The sequence below is a fragment of the Opitutus sp. sgz309028 genome, from assembly GCF_059821195.1.
In genome coordinates this window covers 653523-672907 of record NZ_JCAMRR010000001.1, presented here as the reverse complement: position 1 = coordinate 672907, position 19385 = coordinate 653523, and the positions used below count along the sequence as shown (strand labels likewise).

The following is a 19385-nucleotide window of genomic DNA, read 5'->3' as shown; positions in this document are numbered from 1 at the left end:
CCTTCGTTCACCATGAGAGTCGCCTCCAATTCGGTTTCGGATTCGATGCTCCGTCAGATCCAGCAGCTCACGACGGATCAGGCGAAGCTGCAGTTGCAGGTCTCCAGCGGGCGCCGCATCACGCAGCCGGAGGACGATCCCGCCGCGATCGGTCGCGTGCTCAATCTGCAGAGCGAGCAGCGTCAACTCGCCCAATACGTGCGCAACGCCGATCGCGCCATGGCGCTGGCGCAGACGTCGTATTCCGGCCTGCAGGGCCTCAAGAAGGTGTCGGATCGCGCCAGCGAACTCGCCACCCTCGGCACCGGCGCCCTCAGCCCGGATGCGATGAAGACTTACGCGACCGAGGTCGACCAGTTGCTCGAACAAGCGGTGCAGCTCGCGAACACGAAGCAGGCCGGCGATTACATTTATGGCGGCACCGCCGTCGACGCGCCGCCGTTTTCCATCACGCGCGACGCCGACGGAAAAATCGCGTCGGTCACTTTTGTCGGCAACACCGAGCAGACCTCGATCCCGCTGTCGGAGGCGAGCAGCGTCTCGCCCTACACCTCGGCGGCAACGAACACCGGTCTCGCCGATTTCATTTCGGGGCTCGTGGCCCTCCGCGATGCGCTGACCGCTGGCAACACCGATGCGGTCCGCGGGGTGCAGCCGGCCCTGACGGCGGCGGAGGATGCGATCATCGGCGCGATGGCCGACAACGGCGGTGTGCAGACGCGCATCGAAGCCGCCCAATCGCAGCAGGCCGATCGCGCCACCAGTCTCGAATCTTCCATCTCCGCGGAGTCGGCCGCCGATCTGCCGTCGACGATCGTGAAGCTCAGCCAGACGCAGACCGCCTACGAGGCGGCCCTGGCTTCCGCGACCAAGATCATGAACCTCACCATTCTCGATTATCTCCGCTGAAAACCCGGCGCCTTCCGCATCTTTTCGCAACCGCACCTTCCTCCATGAAAGTCCTCGACCTCACCCCGCTCGATTTCGGCCAGACTGCGATCAACGAGATCCTTCTGCCCCACGGCATCATCGGCTTCTCGGCCTACAAGCGGGCCGAGCTGCTTTACCTGCCCGACAATCTTCCGTTCCTCTGGCTCCGGTTGTGCGGACCCGAAAACCTGGATCCCGTGCACTTCGTCGTGATGGAGCCGGGCAACTTCGTCCCGGGCTACGAGCCGGAGATCTTCGACGAAGATGCCGAGCAGCTCGGGATCGAGAGCGCCGCGGATGCGATGCTGCTCAACATCGTCACCCTCCGCAACAACCAGCCCGCCGACGCCTCGATCAACCTCGTCGGCCCGCTCATCGTGAACCGCCGGACGCGCACCGGCCGGCAGCTGGTGATTTCGAATTACGCGCGTTACAGCGCGCATCATCCTCTGATTGACCATTCCCGCGAGCCGGCTTTCGCTCAGACCGCTTGAAAACCTCCCGCCATGCTCGTCCTTTCTCGAAAAGTTAATGAGGCGATCGTCATTGGCGATGCCATCGAGATCCGGATCACCCGGATCGAGGGGGATTTCGTCAAGATCGGCATCGCCGCTCCCCGGGATGTGCCCATCTTCCGCAAGGAAGTCTTGAGCGACATCGCCGCCAGCAATCAAGCCGCCGTCGTCCACGCGCCGCGACAAGGTTCGCTGCCGACGCTGCCGCTGGCCAAAAAGAAACCCGCGCCGGCGCCGACCCAGAACGGTTCGGAAAACGCGCTGGCGACCAAGCTTTGAAGTAGGGCAGGGGGAGGGAAGGCCGGTCGCACTGCGACGACCTTCGGAGACTGCGGTCGGGGAGGACCGCAGGTGGACAGTGTTTCTGACAGGGCACGGTTGCGGACGCGGGGAGGAAAAGCCCGTCCGACACGCGCCGCCTTCGGCAGGGAATTTCCTGCCTTCGCGTTTGGGGCAAGTTTTGCCTGGGATCGGTTGATTCGATGCAAAAAGCTATAAAACGGTGACTTACATACCTGGCACGCGGCTTGCACATGAGGGCGGCACTTCGTTAACCCCGCTTCCTCTTCATCGATAACCGCAAGCCCATACCGCCGTGAGCGTCATCAACACCAACATCCAAGCCATCGCCGCCGCGCGTTCACTCAATGCCAGTCAGGAAATGCTGGGACGTTCGCTGACGCGGCTCTCGTCCGGTTCGAAGATCGTGAACCCGTCCGACGATGCGGCGGGTCTCGCGGTGTCGGAGAAGCTCGACGCGCAGAATCGCCGGGTGCAGGCCGCCTCGACGAACGTCCAGAACGCCATCTCCTACATCCAGACGGCGGACGGTTTCATGAGCGGCATGACGAAGATTCTGTCGCGCATGAGCGAACTCGCGATCCTGGCGAAGGACGTCACGAAGAACAGCACCGACATCGATCTTTACCAGCAGGAGTTCAGCGCGCTGCAGGATCAGCTGCGTGCGACGATCGGCGGTCCGACCAGCGAAATCGGCGGCACGACCGCGATCGACACTCCGCTCGGCGCGTTTAACGGCATTTCCCTCTTCGGCTCGAACAGTGCCGGCCACACCGTGACGATCGGTCAGGCGGTCGGGCAGGACATGACCATCAAGGAGTCCAATCTCCGCACCGGCGCGATGGCCGACATCATCACGCAGGATTCCTCCGGCGTCTACTCGCTCGGTATCACGGATTCGGATGCGATCGAGAACATCACCGACGCAATCCAGCAGGTTGCCACCGAGCGCGCCAAACTCGGCGCTTCGCAATCGCGGCTCGAGCTGGCATCGACGACGCTGTCGGTCGAATACGAGAATCTCGCGTCGGCGATTTCACGCATTCGCGATGTCGATGTCGCGAAGGAGTCCACGCAATACGCCAAATACAACATCCTCGTGCAATCGGGCACGGCGATGCTGGCGCAGGCGAACCAGAGCCCGCAGTCGGTGCTGAAGCTCCTGCAGAGCTGAGGCCGCGACGCGGCGTTCAGATAACGATCAACGGGGCGGATAATTCCGCCCCGTTTGTTTTTTTACTCCCGGGGCGTTTCCGGGTGCAGGACCCGGTGCACCATCCACGCGAGCTCGTCGGTCGTGAAGGGTTTGCCCAGGAGTTCGACGTGGCCGATCTGCGCGATCTCCTGCGGCGGGATTTTCAGGAAGTAACCCGACATGACGATGATCGGCAGATCGGGCGCAAACTCGCGCAGCTTGCCCGCCAGCTCGGTGCCGGTCATCCCGGGCATGGTCTGGTCGGTGATCAACACCGCGCACGCGTGCGGATCGGCGCGCAACGCCTCGAGGCATTGCGGCGCGGTGTCGATCGTCGCGGCGCGGTAGCCTTTGTTCTCGAGCGCGAACTTCGTGAAGCTCGCGACGGTATCCTCGTCGTCGACGATGAAGATCATTTCCCCGTTGCCGCGCGGCGACTGCATCGTCGCGCCGCCGTCCGGCTCGGCGTCTTTCGCGGCTGTCGGCAGGTAGATGTGGAACGTCGACCCGACGCCCATGCTGCTCTCGACGTCGATGGCGCCGCGGTGCGCGCGGACGATGCCGTGCACGACCGCAAGGCCGAGGCCCGTGCCTTCCCGCACTTCCTTGGTCGTGAAGAACGGATCGAAGATGCGCTGCAGCGTGGATTCGTCCATGCCGTGGCCGGTGTCGCTCACCGTCAGCCGCAGGTAATCGCCGGACGGCAGGGTCGCGAGGGTGGCGCTGCGGGGGCCGTTCTGGTCGACCGGCGCCAAGGTGATCGAGAGCACGCCGCCCTTCACGCTCATGGCGTGAGCGGCGTTGGAGCCGAGATTCAGGATGACCTGGTGAATCTGCGTCGCGTCGCCGAGCACGGGACCGCACTCGGGCGAGATGTGCGTCTCGATCGCGATCGTCGCCGGGATGGTGGCGCGCAGCAGGCGACGCGCTTCCTCGATGACGAGCGCGATGTCGAGCGACGTGTGCTGGTCGTCCTGCGAATGGCGGCCGAAGGTGAGGATTTGCTCGACCAGTTCCCGCGCCCGGATGCTGGCGCCGCGCGCCTGCGCGAGATAATCGTGGGCGGTCGTGTTGTCGCCGAGCACGTCGGCCACGAGCTCCTGATAGCCCATGATGCCGGTGAGGAGGTTGTTGAAATCGTGGGCGATGCCGCCGGCGAGCGTGCCGAGCGTTTCCATTTTCTGCGCCTGGAAGAGCTGGAACTCGAGTTTGCGGCGGGCTTCCTCGCTGTCGCGGCGGCTGCTGATGTCCTGCAGGGCGCCGATCAGGCGGACGGGTTTGTGGTCGCGCATCTCGGCGCGGGTGAGGGCGCGCACCCAGATCCGGCGTCCGGTCGCGGTGATGAGCGGGAGTTCGAGGTCATAGTGCCGGCCGTGGGTCATCGCCGCTTTCATCGCCGTGGAAACGATGTCGCGGGCTTCGGGAGCGAAGAACTCGATCGAGGAATGGACGGTCGGGCGGTAGCCGGGCTGCACCTCGTGGATGCGCCGCACCTGGACGGACCAGGCCAGCTGCATCGTGTCGAGATCGAGTTCCCAGCCGCCGATCTGCGCCAGCTCGCTGACTTGCGTGGCGAGCTGCTCGAATTGGTGGAGCTTCTGCTCGAGGTTCTTGCGGGCGGTCACGTCGGTGTGCATGCCGACCATGCGGATCGGACGGCCCTGCGCGTCGCGGGTCACGACCTTGCCGCGGTCGAGGATCCACTTCCAGTCGCCCTGCTTCGTGCGCATCCGATACTCGTGGTGGTAGAGCGGGGTGCGGCGGGCGAAGTGATCGTCGGTGGCGCTCAGGCAGGCGGGCAGATCGTCGGGATGGATGAGGCTGTTCCAGCTTTCGATCGTATCGGGAATCTCGCCGACATCGTATCCAAGCATCTGTGACCAGCGCTGGTCGTGATAAGTGATGCCGGTGGGGATGTTCCAGTCCCAGACGCCGTCGTTGGTGCCCTCGATCGCGAGCTGCCACCGCTCCTCCGCCATGCGCAGGGCCTCGAGCGTCTGCTTCTCGGCGGTGACGTCGCGGTCCATGCCGACGACCCGGACGGCCTGGCCCTGTTCGTCGCGGCGGATGTAGGCGTGCATCTCGATGTAGCGCACGAAGCCGTCCGCCAGGACGATGCGAAATTCGTTGTCGAACTCCTCGCGGCCGAAGTGCAGCGCCTCCTGCTCGACCGCCTCGGCGCGAGGGCGGTCCTCGGGATGAAGCAAGTCGAGCCAGCCTTGGTGCGTGCCGGGGAAGGCGGTGCGATCGACTCCGTAGATTTCGAAGAGGCGGTCATCCCAGATTAGGTGGCCGGTTGCCGGGTCCCAGTCCCAGACGCCATAGCGCGAGGCGCGCAATGCCAGCTGCCAGCGATCGGTGAGGGTGCGGAGCCGCTCTTCCTTCTCGCGCTCGGCCGTGACGTCGCGACTCGTGCCGGTGATGCGCAGGAGTTTGCCCTGCGCGTCGCGCTGCACGATCGCGCGCGACTCGACGTGGCGCACGCCCTGGTCGCCGGGCACGACGACGCGGAATTCCTGGTCGTAGAAATTGCCGCCGGCGAGGACCAGTTCGAAACGACCCTGGGCGAGCGGCTGGTCATCGGGGTGGAGACACTTGAGCCACGCCTCGAACGTGCCGTCGAACTCGCCAACGGCGAGGCCGTGGATCGCGTGCGTGCGCTCGTCCCAGGTGTGCTTCTGCGTGGCGGCATCCCATTCCCAGACGCCGAGGGCGGCAGATTGGGTGGCGAGTTGCAGGCGTTCGTTGAGGACCCGCAGGTGTTGTTCGGCGAGACGATGGGCGGTGACGTCAGTCTGGATGGCGATCCAGTTGACGAGTTTGCCGGCGGCGTCGTGCACCGGCTCCATGTCCACGATCAGCCAATACGGGTGGCGGCTCTTGGTGTAGTTGAGAATTTCGACGTAGCAGCGCTCGCCGGCCTGAATCGCGCGGCGGAGTTGAGCCACGCTCGCGGGATCGGTGTCGGGCCCCTGGAGGAAATGCCCCGGCTTGCGGCCTTTCACCTCCGCGAGGGTGTAGCCGGTCATGCGTTCGAAGGCGGTGTTGGCCCATTCGAGCCGGCCGTGGGCGTCGGTGATCACGACGCCGTTGGTGGTGTTGCGCGCGACGAGGCCGAGCTGCGCGTTTTCGCGCGTGGTGGTGCGGAGGTTGACGCTGAGCGTGCGCAGTTCGTTGGTGCGGCGCGCGACGAGTTCCTGCAGGCGCGCGGCCTGTTGCTCGAGCACCGCGTTGAGGCGCGCCTGTTCGCTCTCGGCGGCCTTGCGACGTTCGTCGAGAGCGACGGCGGTCTCGGCGGACAGCATCGCGTGCACGAAACCGACCACGACCAGTGCCGAAAGGAGGAAAACCGGCGCGTAGTGCGGATCGATGAACGAGTAGTTCATCGCCACCAGTGTCACGGCGATCAGGCAGGCCGGGAGGAGGGTGACGCCGTAGAACAGGCGCCGGGCCAGCGCGCCGGTGGCGGAGCGGGCGACCAGCAGGCGCAGCGACCGGCTGTCGGGTCGCAGCAGGAGAATGCCGGCGCTCAGGACCACCAATGCGAACGAGTCGAACCGGCCGACCTGCACTGGTCGCGCGTAGGGCGTCGCACCCTGCAGCAGGTGCATCAGCAGGCTGGCCGCGGCGAGCGCGAGCACCGAGATCGTTAGCCAGGTCGAGACGCCGCGGCGCGTCCGTTTCATGCGGCGGCCGAAGGTCGCCAGCGCGCAGCCGGCGGCGATGAAGAGCACGGACGTATCGAGGGGCAGGAGCGGTTGCGGTCGCCCGTCGGAGAGATCGACCGGGGTGCGGAAAAACAGGCTGTCGAACCGCACCGCCCCCGCCAGGGCATCCCTGGCCAGCAACAGCACGGCCAGCGCCGTGGCGCCGACGGCGGTGGCCAAAGCGGTGCGCGGAAACCGGTCCGTGTGGTGCAGCCATAACGCGGCCGCCAGCAGCATGAGCACGACCGAACTGGCGAGAGCGGCGTGGCCACCCGTGAAGGCCGCGACGGAGAAGCGCGCGAACGAAAGAACCAGGAGAACCCACGCGGCGGGGCCGGACGCCCGGCGCAATTTTTCTTCAAGCGGCATTCAAGGAAGGGAGAAGTGGAGAGGGGAGCGTGGGGATTTGACGGGTCGAACGCAATGGCGCCGCAGCCGAATCTGAGGGACTCACCCCGGTTTTCAGAGGCTTTAGTTTCGCAGGCATGTGACGAAATGGAGTCTGCCCAGTCCCTTCCCGCCCCGGAAGGTGTGCATCCGGGTGCTTAAGTTTGAGCTGTTCGTGACGATTCCGAAACCGACCACCTGCCTTTTCCTACATGAAACTACCGAAAGTCCTCATCTCCCTGATTGCTCTTTCCGGCGCGATCGTCGCTCCCGCGTTGCTCGCGGCCGGCCGTGAACCGCCGGTGCCCGTCCGCACGGTGGCGCCCGAGTATCCCCGCGAGCTCAAGAACCAAGGCGTGTCCGGCATCGTGATGGTGAAGGTCACCATCGACGACCAGGGCAACGTGGCCGAGGTCAGCGTGGCGAAGTCCAGCAACGAGGCCTTCGACAAGTTCGCGACCGAGGCGCTGAAGAAGTGGAAGTTCAAGCCGGCCAAGCAGGACGGCGAAGCGGTGTCCATGCAGGTCACGATCCCGATCAAGTTCGTCGCCGAGGAGAGCTGATCCCGGTCCGGCCGCCTGTCGTTTCACCTACTACCCCGACGCATCATGTCCTTTGCCAATCTCACCATCGGAAAGAAAATCACGCTGGGCTTCGGCCTCCTGTTCGCGCTCCTCATCGTGATTGCGGTCATCGCCTACTCGGCGTTGGGCGTCGCGGGTCGCCGGCTGGCACTGTTCGCCAGCAGCGCGCAGGAAACCTACGCCGCGGCCACGCTCGAGTCGTCGATGCAGACGCTCAAGCTGCAGGTGAACGAGTTTCTCGCCACCGGTTCCGACGAGAGTATCGCCGCCTGCGAAACCGCCCGCAAGGAACTCGACGCCAGCCTCGCCGGCGCCGCGAAGTTGATCGTCGAACCCACGCGCGCCGCTCAGGTGGCCAAGGGCCGTGAACTGCTCGAGACGTATCACCAGGCCTTCGCCGCCCTCGTGGCGAATCACAAGGCCCGCAAGGCCATCGAGCGCGACGTGCTCGACCCTGACTCGAAGACGATCGCCGACGGCCTGCAGGAGATGCTCGCGCAGGCGAGAACGCAGGGCGACATGAACGCGGCCTTCCAGATTTCCAACGGCCTGAAGGCGTTCTTCGAGTGCACCAGCCTCGTGAACGCGTTCCTGCTCACCTCCGACCTGACCAAGGCCACTGCCGCCCGCGAAGCGCTGGCCGTCACGGTCGAGCAGATCCAGCGCATGCAGAAGGATCAGCTCGAAATGGAAAAGCTCGACGCCTCCCTCAAGGACGAGGCCAAGAACGCCCTCCTCGCTCAACTCCAGCAGACCGCGGTGACGTTCAGCGGCGGACTCGATCAAGTGGTTTCCGGCCAGCAGGCCCGCGCCAAGATCCTCCAGGAGCGCATCAATCGCGTCGCACCCGAGTTCACCGCGGCGCTGGTCCGGGTGAAGGACTCGGTGCACACTTACCAGAACGAGCTCGAGGAGCGCACCAACGCCGAACAGCACCGCAACGAAAAGGTCGTGTTCACCGTGACCGCCGTCGGCCTCGCGCTTGGCGCGGTCGCCGCCTGGTTGATCACCCGTGGCGTCACCCGCCGCATCACCGCCGTCGCCGCCCGCCTGGCGAGCGAATCCGACAAAACCGCCTCCGCGGCGATGCAGGTTTCGCAGGCGAGCCAGTCGATGGCCAGCGGCGCCTCGGAGCAGGCCGCCTCGCTCGAGGAAACCAGTTCCTCGCTCCACGAGATGGCGAGCATGACGACGCGCAACTCGGACAACGCGCAGAACGCGAAAACCCTCGCGAACCAGGCGCGCCAGACCGCCGATGCCGGAGCGATCGAGATGGAGCAGATGAAGACCGCGATGGCGGCGATCAAGGGCTCCAGCACCGAAATCTCGAAGATCATCAAGACCATCGACGAGATCGCGTTTCAGACGAACATCCTCGCGCTGAACGCCGCCGTCGAAGCCGCCCGCGCCGGCGAGGCCGGTCTCGGTTTCGCGGTCGTCGCCGATGAAGTCCGCAACCTCGCGCAGCGCTGCGCCGGCGCCGCCAAGGAAACCGCCGACAAGATTTCCGCCTCGACCGAAAAGAGCGAGCAGGGCGCCCGCATCAGCGAAAAGATGGCCGCCAATCTCGCCGCCATCGTCGAGAAAACCCGCCAGCTCGACGAACGCATCGCCGAGATCGCGCAATCCTCGCACGAACAAAGCGAAGGCATCGGCCAGCTCAACACGGCCGTCGCCAGCATGGACAAGATCACCCAGGACAACGCCGCTCTGGCGGAGGAATCCTCCGCTTCCGCCGAGGAGCTCAAGTCCCAGGCCGAGCAGGTCCGCCTCGCCGTCGCCGAACTGATGCGGATGGCGAGCGGCTCCGACGACGCGGCGTCCAAAAAGAAGAACAAAAAAGCCAAGGCCGAGTCCTCCGAGCCCGCGCCCAAGTCGGACGAGATCAAGACTCCCGTGCTGGTGCGTCGCAATGCCCTCGCGGTCCGCCCCGCCCGCCAGCCGGCCGGAGCCCGGGCGAACGCCGCGGACGCCGAGGCCGCTGCCGAATCCGAGGAAACGCATTCGGGCCCGAACGGCGCCAACGGTCACCAGGACACGGACAAGTTCTTCGCCTGACGCGTATCCGCGTCAGCCTGACAGGCGGGTCTCTCGGCCCGCCTTTTTTGTGCCCAGACGTCGCGCGTCGCGAGCCCGCCGTCAGGCGGCGGTCTCGTCGGTGGCGACCCGCGTATCGACGATCACGGCGGTCACCAGATCGCAGCCGACGTTCGTCATGGTGCGGGTCATGTCGAGCACGCGATCGGCGCCGATCACGATGCCGATGCCTTCCGGCGGAATGCCGAACGACATCAGCAGACCGGCGATGAGCGGCAGCGAGCCGCCAGGAATGCCGGCCACGGCGACCGCGCTGAGCACGCTCAACGCCAGCAGCGTCAGTTGCTGCACGAAACCGAGGTCGACGCCGAAAACCTGCGCGACGAAGAGGACGACGCAGCCTTCGTAAAGCGCGGTGCCGCTCATGTTCATCGTGGTGCCGAGCGGCAGCACGAAACCCGCCGTCGAGGGCTTCACACCCAGCGTCTCCCGCGCGCAGTCCAGCGCCGCCGGCAGCGTCGCTGCGCTCGAGCTGGTCGAGAACGCCGTCACCAGCACCGTCTTGATGTCGCGAAAAAACGCCGCGGGCGACCGTGTCGTCCAAACCTTCAGGAAAACGGTCATCGATCCGAACAGGTGGATCAGCAGGACGGCCATGCAGCCGAGCACGAAGACGCCGAGCGCGATCAGGATATCGATGCCGATCTTCACGATGACGCTGTAGATCATCGCCGGCACGGCGTAGGGCGCGAGGCGCAGCGCGAAATGGACGATGCCGGTCATCAACTCGCTCACGAGGTCGAGCCCGGTCTGCAACTTCTGCCGCTTGTCCGCGGCGAGCTGGGTTCCGACGGCGCCCGTGAGGATCGCAAATACGATCAGCGGCAGCACGTCGCCGAGCATGGTGCGACCGCTGCCGACCACCGCGCCAAAGAGATTTTTCGGCATGAACATCTCGACGATCGTCATCGCGTTCATCTCCGGCTGCGTGGCGCGGGTCGCGATCGTCTGCTGCGCGGCGCCCCCGAACTCCGCCATCAGTCGAACCTTGGCTTCCGGAGCGAGATGGCTGCCGGGCTGAAGCAGGTTCATCATCAGCAGGCCGAGCGCGACGCCGATGGCCATGTTGAGCGCGAACAGACCGAACGTCCGGCCGGCGAGGGGCCCCAGCCGATCCAGCCGGCCGAGTTGCAGCACGCCCGCGGCGAGCGACGCGAACACCAGCGGCAGCACGACGAAAAACAACAACCGCAGGAAAACCTGTCCCAGCGGATCGAATACCTCCGTCGACAGCGTCCGCGCCCACGTGAGCGCGGGAGGAAACACGCTGCCGACCGCAAGTGTCAACGCGCCGGCGAGCGCGCCCGCCACCAGTCCGATCAAGATACGGTTCGCCAGTCGCCGATTCGTTTCTGCCATAGGGTGCGGCGACGCTGCGCAGCGCCGCCGGCGATGTCCACCTCAGTTAGCCACCGTTCGAACGGGGCCGGCCGCTCAAGGCGTCGCTCGCGGCGCCTCCGCGGCAGGCGGGCCGACGGTGCGACCGCCCCGTCGCGCTTGCATGAAACCGGAGATCCGCAGCCGCGTGCGATCCAGCCACAGGTAGATGACCGGCACGGTGTAGAGCGTGAGCAACTGGCTGACAGCCAGTCCGCCCACGATCGCGAGTCCCAGCGGCCGGCGCATCTCGACGCCCTCGCCGGTCGCCAGCACCAGCGGCAGCGCGCCGAGCAGCGCGGCGATGTTGGTCATCAGGATCGGGCGCAGCCGCATCTGCGCGGCGCGATAAATCGCTTCGCGCGGCGAGGTGTTGTCCTGCCGTTCCGAAGCGAGCGCGAAGTCGATCATCAGGATCGCGTTTTTCATCACGATGCCGATCAGCAGGAAAAGACCGAGCAGCGCGACGAGGCTGAACTCCGTGCCCGTCAGGCGCAGCGCGAGCAGCGCGCCGACGCCTGCGGACGGCAGCGTGGAAAGAATCGTCAGCGGATGCACCGTGCTTTCATACAAAATGCCGAGCACGAGATAAACGGCGACGAGCACCCCCAGAATCAGCAACGGCTGGCGCTGCAGGCTGCGCTGAAACGTCTGCGCCGTGCCGGCGAGTCCGCCCTGGATCTCGGTCGGCAGCATGATTTCCGCCATCGTGCGGTCGATCGCCGCGAGGCCTTGTTCGAGCGAATAACCGGGAGCCAGCGAGAAGCCGATGTTTTCGGCGGCGAACTGCCCGCGATGGTTCACGCGATCGTTGATCAACGAATATTCGTAGCGCGTGAACGCCGACAGCGGCACGCGTTCGCCGTTCGATCCGATGACCTGCACCTGGTCGAGCGTGGCCGGATCTTCCGTGTAGCGCGGTTCGAGCTCCATCACCACGCGATACTGGTTCAACTCGTCGTAGATGGTGGAGATCTGGCGCTGGCTGAAGGAGCTGTTGAGGACCTGGGTGACCATCTGCATGTTCACGCCCAGCCGGCGGGCCGCTTCGCGATCGACCGTGAGCATCACCTGCTTGGCGCCCCGATCGCGCGGCTCCTCGACGTCCGTGAGCTCGGGCAGTTTTTGCAACGCGATCGACACCCTCGGCGCCCATTTCCGCAGCAGCGCGAGGTCGTCGGACAGCAGGGTGAAATCGTAGGAGCCGGCATCGGAGCTGCGCGGCATCCCGATGTCCTGCGAGACGCTGAGCCACATCATCCCGCCGGGCACGGGCGGAACGCTGCGCCGCAGGCGGTCGACGACTTCGGTCGCGGAAACCCCGCGTTCCGCGAGCGGCTTCAACCGGACCATCATCCAGCCGTTGCTCAGGCCGTTGCCGCCGCCGCTCATGCCGACGACGTCCGCGACCGCCGGATCGGCGAGGAGCAGCCGGCGGTAGGCCTCGATCTTCGGCTGCATGATCTGGAAGGAAAAACCGTCGTCGCCGCGCACCCAGCCGTTCAGCTGCCCGGTGTCCTGCTCCGGCAGAAAACCCTTCGGAATGCTGACGTAGAGCGAGACGTTCAACGCGATCGTCCCGACGAAAATCAGCAGCATGAGCGTGGGATGCCGCAGCACCCAGCCGAGCGAACGCGCATAGATTCCGCGCACGAACTCGAACGAGCGATCGCTCAGCTGCCGGAAACCCAATCCCCGACGCCCCGCGGCCGGCGCGGGCGCCGCGTGGGGCCTGAGCCAGCGCGAGCAAAGGCTCGGCGTGAGCGTCAGCGAAACTGCGAGTGACACCAGCATCGCCGCCGCGAGGGTGATCGAGAATTCGCGAAACAGCCGCTCGACCAGTCCGCCCATGAACAGGATCGAGATGAACACGGTGACCAGCGAGAGGTTCATCGCGAGCAGCGTGAAACCCACTTCGCCGGCGCCGCGGAGCGATGCGCGCAACGGCGAGAGTCCGCGCTCGATGTGGCGGGAGATGTTTTCGAGGACGACGATGGCGTCGTCGACCACCAGGCCGGCCGCGACGATCAGCGCCATCAACGACAGGTTGTTCAGCGAAAACCCGTAGACATACATGATCGCGAACGTGCCGATCAGCGAAACGGGAATCGCGAGGCTGGGGATGAGCGCGGCGCGGGCGTTGCCGAGAAAGGCGAACACCACCAGCATCACGAGCGCGGCGGCGAACAGCAAAGTGATCTTCGCCTCGTGCAAGGTCGCGCGAATGCCGGGCGAGCGATCCATCACGAGCGCCAGTTCGGCGTCGGCGGGCACGAGCGCGCGAAGGCCGGGAAGCTGTTCCTTGATCGCCTCGATCGTCGCGATGATGTTCGCGCCGGGCTGGCGCCGCACCATCAGCAGCACGGCGTTGCGGTCATTGTGAAAGCCGCTCGCATAGCGGTTCTCCACGGAATCGGTCACTGTCGCAACGTCGCCCAGGCGGACGGGCGCGCCATCGCGATAGCGGATGATCAAGGGCCGGTATTCCGCGGCCCGGCGCAGCTGTCCGCTGATTTCCACCTGCCAGTTCCGCGCGCCGTGCTCGATGAAGCCGCGTGGCCGCAGCGAATTCGTTTCCGTGATGGCGCGCCGCACCTCATCGAGCGAGATGCCGTGGTGGGCGAGGGCGTTGGGATTGAGCTGAACGCGGACAGCGGGGAGCGCGCTGCCCCACACCTGCACGTCGCCGACGCCTGCGACCTGCGAAATTTTCTGCGCCAGCACGGTCGACGCGAGATCGTAGAGATCGCCCGGCGCCAGATTGGGCGAACTGAGGGCCAGACCGAGGATCGGCGATTGCGAGGGGTTGACCTTCCGGTAGCTGGGATTGCGCGGCATCCCGGATGGCAGCTGACCGCGGGCGGCGTTGAGCGCGGCCTGCACGTCGCGCGCGGCTTCGTCGATGTCGCGATCGAAATCGAATTCCAGGGTGATGCTGGTCGATCCCTGGCTGCTGTTGGAGCGAATCGCCATCACGCCGGCGATGCTGCCGAGCGAGCGTTCCAGCGGCGTGGCGATGCTGGACGCCATCGTTTCGGGGCTCGCGCCGGGCAGCGAGGCGCTCACGTGGATCGTCGGGAAATCCACCTCCGGCAGTGGCGCCACCGGCAGCAGTCCGTAGGCGAGCCAGCCGAGCAGGACGATGCCGATCGCGATCAACGCGCTCGCCACCGGGCGTCGCACGAAGGGACGGGACAGGTTCATTGCGGGGCGGCGGCGGGCAGGGCGGACGGAGCGGACTCGCGGCGACGCCTCGCCTGCGCGCGGTGCGCGATCCGGTCAAAGAAGAGATACACCACCGGCGTCGTGAACAACGTCAGCACCTGGCTGACGAGCAACCCGCCGACCATCACCAATCCGAGCGGCTGGCGCAGCTCCGCGCCCGAACCGGTCGAGAGCATCAGCGGCAGCGCGCCGAAGAGCGCCGCGAGGGTGGTCATGAGAATCGGCCGGAACCGCAGCAGCGCCGCCTGACGGATGGCGGCGACGGGTGAGAGCCCCTGCCGGCGCTCCGCCTCGAGCGCGAAGTCGATCATCATGATGCCGTTTTTCTTCACCAATCCGATCAGCAGGATGATGCCGATGACAGCGATCATATCGATCGGCCGGTTCGTGACCCAGAGCGCCAGCAGCGCTCCGACCGTCGCCGACGGCAGCGTCGATAGAATCGTGATCGGATGGATGCTGCTCTCGTATAGGACGCCAAGGACGATGTACATCGTGACGACCGCCGCGAGGATCAGCATCAACGTGCTGGAAAGCGAGGAGCGGAAGGCGCTCGCCGCGCCCTGGAAACGCAGCTCGATCGCCGGCGGCAGCCCGATCTCGCGGGTGATCCGCTCGATCGTCGCCACCGCCTCGCCGAGCGAGGCGCCGCCGTTGAGATTGAACGAGATCGTGGCCGCGGGGAACTGCCCGACGCGGTTGATCAGGAGCGGCGCACGACGTTCGCTCACGCGCGCGATGCTCGAGAGCGGCACCGGCGGACCGTTGCGCGGCGTGACGTAGATGCTTTCGAGCGCCGCGGGGCCGGTGATCAGCCGCGGGTCCACTTCGAGAATCACCCGATACTGGCTCGCCTGCGTGAACAGCGTCGAAATCTGCCGCTGACCGAAGGCGCTGTAGAGCGCGTCGTCGATGTCGGCGACACTCACGCCGAGCCGGCTGGCGACGTCGCGGTTGATTTCAAGATACGCCTGCAGCCCCTGTGCCTGCAGATCGCTGGCCACGTCGCTCAACGCGGTTTCCTGCGAAAGGCGCGAGACCAGCCGCGGCACCCATTCCTCGAGGAGCTCGCTGTCCGGCGTCGTGATCATGAACTGGAATTGCGTGCGGCTCACCCGGTCCTCGATCGTGAGTTCCTGCACGGGCTGCAGATAGAGCGTGATGCCCTGGATCTCCCTGGCGCGGGCGCGCAGCCGCTCGATCACGTCCTGCGCCGATTCGCTGCGTTCCTCGTGGGGCTTGAGATTGATCAGCATGCGGCCGCTGTTGAGCGTCGAGTTCGTGCCGTCGACGCCGATGAACGACGAGAGGCTGCGGACAGCGGGATCCTGGAGGATCATCGCGCCGAGCGCCTGCTGCCGCTCCGCCATGGCGGAAAACGAAATTGCCTGCGGAGCTTCGGTGACTGCCTGGATCGCCGAGTTGTCCTGCACCGGGAAAAAGCCCTTCGGCACGATGACGTAAAGTCCGGCGGTCAGCGCCAGTGTCGCCACGGTCGCGAGCAGCGCCATTTTCTGCCGGGCCAGCACCCAGTCGAGCAGCTCGCCGTAGCGGTCGATCACGCGGTCGAGGAATCCGCGTTTGCCCGTGTCGTGCGACATGTTCGCCGGCAGCATGCGGGCGCACATCATCGGCGTGAGCGTCAGCGAGACGACCAGCGAGATGAGGATCGAGACCGCGAGGGTGATCGCGAATTCGTGAAACAGCCGGCCGGCCACGTCGCCCATGAACAGCAGCGGAATCAGCACCGCGATCAGGGAGAGCGTGAGCGAGACGAGCGTGAAACCGATCTGCGCCGCGCCTTTTAGCGCCGACTCCATCGCGGAGTAGCCCTGTTCGCGGAAACGGGCGATGTTCTCCATCATCACGATCGCATCGTCCACCACGAAGCCGGTCGCGATCGTGAGCGCCATCAGCGTGAGGATGTTGAGCGAATAACCCGCGAGATACATCACGCCGAACGTGCCGATCAGCGAGAGCGGCACGGCGATGCTCGGGATGATCGTCGCGGCGGGATTGCGGAGAAACACAAAGGTGACGAGGACCACGAGGCCCACGGCGAAGATGAGCTCGTGTTGCACCGAGCGGACGGACGCCCGGATGCTTTGTGTGCGATCGGTGAGGACCGTCAGCTCGACCGCCGCCGGCAGGCTGGCGGACAACTGCGGGAGCAGGGCGCTCACGCGGTCGACCACTTCGATGACATTGGCGCCAGGCTGGCGCTGGACGTTGATCAACACGGCCGGGAGATCGTTGGCCCACGCGGCGAGCCGGCGGTCCTCGGCGCCGCTCTCGATGCGGGCGACCTCGCCGAGCCGCAGCGGCGCGCCGTCGCGCCAGGCGATCACAAGATTGCGATACTCCTCGGGCGAGCGCAGCTGGTCGTTCGCGTCCATCAGGATGCTGCGGATCGGACCGTCGAAACTGCCCTTGGGCTGGTTGACGCTGGCGGCGGAGATGGCGCTGCGGATCGACGCGAGATTGAGGCCGCGCGCGGCGAGCTCGGCGGGGTTGACCTGCACGCGCACCGCGGGCCGCTGGCCGCCGGCGAGGCTGACCATGCCGACGCCGGGAATCTGCGCGAGCTTCTGCGCGATGCGCGTATCCACCAAATCATGTACACGCGGCAGCGGCATCGTGGTGGAGGTGACGGCCAGCGTCAGGATCGGCGCATCGGCCGGGTTGACCTTGCGATAAATCGGCGGCGCCGGGAGATCGTTGGGCAGGAGATTGTCCGCCGCGGCGATGGCCGCCTGCACCTCCTGTTCGGCGACGCCCATCTCGATCTCGAGCGAGAACTGCAGGGTGATGACGGATGCACCGCTCGAGCTCGACGAGGACATCTGGCTCAGGCCGGGAATCTGGCCGAAGCGGCGTTCGAGCGGCGCGGTGATTGCGCTCGCCGTCACGGCCGGACTCGCGCCCGGATAGAACGTGAACACCTGGATGGTGGGAAAATCCACCTGCGGCAGCGCGGCGACTGGCAGGAGCCGGTAGGCCATGACGCCGGAAAGCAGCAGGGCCACCATCAGCAGCGTGGTCGCAACCGGCCGCTGAATGAACGGACGCGACAAACTCATAGCGGCTTGGCGGTCGTGGGGGCGGGTTCGTCGTTGGCGATCACCACGGCGCGGCCTTCACGGAGTCGGTCGAGACCTTCGAGAACCACGGGGTCGCCAGGCTTAAGACCTTTCGTGACCGCCTGGAGCGTGCCGTCGATCGGACCCAAAACGACATCGCGGACGATCGCCTTGTTTTCGGGTCCGATCACGTAAACGTAGGTGCCGCGCGAGCCGAACTGCACGGCGGCGGAGGGAATCACCACGGCGTCGTCGAGCGTGCGCACCCGCATGCGGACGTTCACGAATTGATTCGGGAAAAGCTGGTCCTGGTCGTTGTCGAACTCGGCCTTGAGCCGGAGGGTGCCCGTCGCGGTGTCGATCTGATTGTCGACGGTCTTCAGCGTGCCGGTCGCGAGGACCTTGGTTTCGCTGCGATCCCACGCCTCGACAGTGAGGATTTGTCCGCTGCGCACCGGATCGAGCACCGATTGAAGATCGACCTCGGGGATGGTGAACGTCACCGCGATCGGCCGGGTTTGCGTGATGACGACGAGCCCATTGGCGTCGCCCTCGCGCACCAGATTGCCGGGATCGACGCGACGCAGTCCGGCGCGGCCGGTGATCGGCGCCTGCACCCGCGTGTAGGTGAGTTCGAGGCGGGCATCGTCGACTTCCGCCTGGGCCGCGGCGAGCATGCCTTCGCGCTCGGCCACCAGCGCCTGCTGGACCTCGAGCTGCTGCGTCGTGACGAGGTTCTGCGTGTGCAAATTCTGGATGCGCTGCAGGTCGCTGCGTGCGCTTTCCAGCTGTGCGGCGCGTTGCTGCAGCTGCCCTTCCACCTGGGCGAGACGGATGCGGTAGGACGCAGGATCGATTTCCGCGAGCAACTGCCCCTCTTCGACGCGCTGGCCTTCCTCGAAGGCCACCCGCAGCAGTTCGCCGGCTACGCGGCTCCGGACCGTCACGGTGTTGAGCGGGGTCACGGTGCCGATCGCTTTCACGTGCACCGGCAGCGGCTGGAGTTTCGCGTCGACCGTGCGCACGGGCACCCGCGGCGGATACTCCGCCCCCGCCCACGCGGGCATCGGGTAACGCCCACGCTCGGGCTTCGCGCGGAACGCGAAATACCATACGGCAACACCAATGCCGATGACCACCACGCCGTAAAGAAACCAGCGGGCACGTGAACGTTTGGACGGAGAATCTGACATCGACGCCGCTAGACGGATGCGGCGCAAGAAGGCTTCACCTTTGACACGAAACGCCGGAAAATTTTTTCGGGATTTTTCGTTCGGATCGTCCGGCGGCGATTCGATCGGCCATCAGCGGCCGCGGCTCAGGCGTAGCGTTCTTCCTTCCATGGATCCGCGGAGTTCGAGTAACCCCGCACCTCCCAGAAACCGAGTTTGTCCTCGGCGAGAAATGTGATGCCGCTGACGAACTTGGCGCCTTTCCACGCGTAGAGTTTCGGGATGATCACGCGCGCCGGGCCGCCGTGCTCGCGCGTGAGCGGCGCGCCATCGAAGTGCGTGGCGACGAGCACGTCGTCGTCGAGGCATTGCGCCAGCGGCGCATTCGTCGAATATCCGTCGTAGCTCGTGAAATAAACGAACTGCGACTCGGGCCGAGGCTCGACGAGTTCATAAAGTGTCGTGAACGCCACGCCGCTCCAGCGGCAGTCGTATCGGCTCCATGTCGTCACACAGTGAAAATCGCTGATATCTTCCACTTGCGGCAGCGCATTGAATTCGTTCCAGGACAGGTCGCGGGGTTTTTCGACCAGGCCGTTCAACGTCAGCTTCCATTCGGTCAGCGGAATCTCCGGCTGCACGCCCAGGTCCAGCACGGGAAAACCGGTCGTGAGCTTCTGCCCCGGCGGCAGCCGATCGGTTGACGCCGTCGCGCGGGCGACAACGCCGCGGGCTTTTTGTTTTTCGGCCCATTTCTGCTTCGCCTCGATGTAGCGGGCTTTGGACATGCGACCAACGTGCGCGGGCGCGCGATTG

11 protein-coding genes and 1 pseudogene are annotated in these 19385 nt (G+C 65.7%); 6 read left to right on the top strand and 6 right to left on the bottom strand.

Going from position 1 to position 19385, the window contains the following annotated elements; genetic code table 11:
- Positions 1-12: 12 nt before the first annotated feature.
- The 4 genes from flgL (at position 13) to AC6RV7_RS02445 (ending at position 2919) form a co-directional block, all read left to right on the top strand.
- Positions 13-909 carry a flagellar hook-associated protein FlgL gene (flgL, locus tag AC6RV7_RS02460; RefSeq protein WP_500092313.1) on the top strand — a complete coding sequence of 299 codons (897 nt, stop codon included), beginning with the start codon at positions 13-15 and terminating at the stop codon, positions 907-909.
- Between the two features lie 44 nt (positions 910-953).
- Complete coding sequence (gene fliW, locus AC6RV7_RS02455; RefSeq protein WP_500092312.1) at positions 954-1424, top strand: flagellar assembly protein FliW; 471 nt, start codon at positions 954-956, stop codon at positions 1422-1424.
- 12 nt (positions 1425-1436) lie between these two features.
- Entirely contained in the window at positions 1437-1724 is a 288-nt protein-coding gene (gene csrA, locus AC6RV7_RS02450) for a carbon storage regulator CsrA (RefSeq protein ID WP_500092311.1), read from the top strand.
- Between the two features lie 316 nt (positions 1725-2040).
- Complete coding sequence (locus AC6RV7_RS02445) at positions 2041-2919, top strand: flagellin (protein WP_500092310.1); 879 nt, start codon at positions 2041-2043, stop codon at positions 2917-2919.
- A 62-nt stretch (positions 2920-2981) separates the two neighbouring features.
- Here AC6RV7_RS02445 and AC6RV7_RS02440 read toward each other — a convergent pair whose 3' ends face one another.
- Positions 2982-7016 (bottom strand): PAS domain-containing hybrid sensor histidine kinase/response regulator, encoded by a 4035-nt coding sequence (locus AC6RV7_RS02440; RefSeq protein ID WP_500092309.1) that lies wholly within the window; start codon positions 7014-7016, stop codon positions 2982-2984.
- A 230-nt stretch (positions 7017-7246) separates the two neighbouring features.
- Here AC6RV7_RS02440 and AC6RV7_RS02435 point away from each other — a divergent pair, with 230 nt between their 5' ends.
- On the top strand, positions 7247-7597 hold the full coding sequence (locus tag AC6RV7_RS02435) for an energy transducer TonB (RefSeq protein ID WP_500092308.1): 351 nt from the start codon (positions 7247-7249) through the stop codon (positions 7595-7597).
- Between the two features lie 45 nt (positions 7598-7642).
- Positions 7643-9253 (top strand): annotated as a pseudogene (locus tag AC6RV7_RS02430) (methyl-accepting chemotaxis protein); the annotation flags it as partial.
- A 504-nt stretch (positions 9254-9757) separates the two neighbouring features.
- Here the strand turns inward: AC6RV7_RS02430 and AC6RV7_RS02425 are convergent.
- From AC6RV7_RS02425 to AC6RV7_RS02405, 5 genes are all read right to left on the bottom strand, one after another.
- On the bottom strand, positions 9758-11074 hold the full coding sequence (locus tag AC6RV7_RS02425) for a dicarboxylate/amino acid:cation symporter (protein WP_500092307.1): 1317 nt from the start codon (positions 11072-11074) through the stop codon (positions 9758-9760).
- A gap of 75 nt (positions 11075-11149) precedes the next feature.
- A complete protein-coding gene (locus tag AC6RV7_RS02420) occupies positions 11150-14296 on the bottom strand; it encodes an efflux RND transporter permease subunit (protein ID WP_500092306.1) in 3147 nt (1048 codons plus the stop codon).
- Positions 14293-17397 (bottom strand): multidrug efflux RND transporter permease subunit, encoded by a 3105-nt coding sequence (locus AC6RV7_RS02415; protein ID WP_500092305.1) that lies wholly within the window; start codon positions 17395-17397, stop codon positions 14293-14295. Before AC6RV7_RS02415 ends, AC6RV7_RS02420 begins: the two co-directional genes overlap by 4 nt.
- On the bottom strand, positions 17394-18590 hold the full coding sequence (locus AC6RV7_RS02410; RefSeq protein WP_500092304.1) for an MdtA/MuxA family multidrug efflux RND transporter periplasmic adaptor subunit: 1197 nt from the start codon (positions 18588-18590) through the stop codon (positions 17394-17396). The genes AC6RV7_RS02415 and AC6RV7_RS02410 overlap by 4 nt, the downstream gene beginning before the upstream one ends.
- 125 nt (positions 18591-18715) lie before the next feature.
- On the bottom strand, positions 18716-19357 hold the full coding sequence (locus AC6RV7_RS02405; RefSeq protein WP_500092303.1) for a sulfite oxidase-like oxidoreductase: 642 nt from the start codon (positions 19355-19357) through the stop codon (positions 18716-18718).
- Positions 19358-19385: the final 28 nt, after the last annotated feature.

What these genes read in the sequence shown, in the direction of transcription:
- flgL (WP_500092313.1), top strand. Translation starts at nt 13, where the DNA reads ATGAGAGTCGCCTCCAATTCGGTTTCGGATTCGATGCTCCGTCAGATC.
- fliW (WP_500092312.1), top strand. Translation starts at nt 954, where the DNA reads ATGAAAGTCCTCGACCTCACCCCGCTCGATTTCGGCCAGACTGCGATC.
- csrA (WP_500092311.1), top strand. Translation starts at nt 1,437, where the DNA reads ATGCTCGTCCTTTCTCGAAAAGTTAATGAGGCGATCGTCATTGGCGAT.
- AC6RV7_RS02440 (WP_500092309.1), bottom strand. Translation starts at nt 7,016, where the DNA reads ATGCCGCTTGAAGAAAAATTGCGCCGGGCGTCCGGCCCCGCCGCGTGG.
- AC6RV7_RS02435 (WP_500092308.1), top strand. Translation starts at nt 7,247, where the DNA reads ATGAAACTACCGAAAGTCCTCATCTCCCTGATTGCTCTTTCCGGCGCG.
- AC6RV7_RS02425 (WP_500092307.1), bottom strand. Translation starts at nt 11,074, where the DNA reads ATGGCAGAAACGAATCGGCGACTGGCGAACCGTATCTTGATCGGACTG.
- AC6RV7_RS02420 (WP_500092306.1), bottom strand. Translation starts at nt 14,296, where the DNA reads ATGAACCTGTCCCGTCCCTTCGTGCGACGCCCGGTGGCGAGCGCGTTG.
- AC6RV7_RS02415 (WP_500092305.1), bottom strand. Translation starts at nt 17,397, where the DNA reads ATGAGTTTGTCGCGTCCGTTCATTCAGCGGCCGGTTGCGACCACGCTG.
- AC6RV7_RS02410 (WP_500092304.1), bottom strand. Translation starts at nt 18,590, where the DNA reads ATGTCAGATTCTCCGTCCAAACGTTCACGTGCCCGCTGGTTTCTTTAC.
- AC6RV7_RS02405 (WP_500092303.1), bottom strand. Translation starts at nt 19,357, where the DNA reads ATGTCCAAAGCCCGCTACATCGAGGCGAAGCAGAAATGGGCCGAAAAA.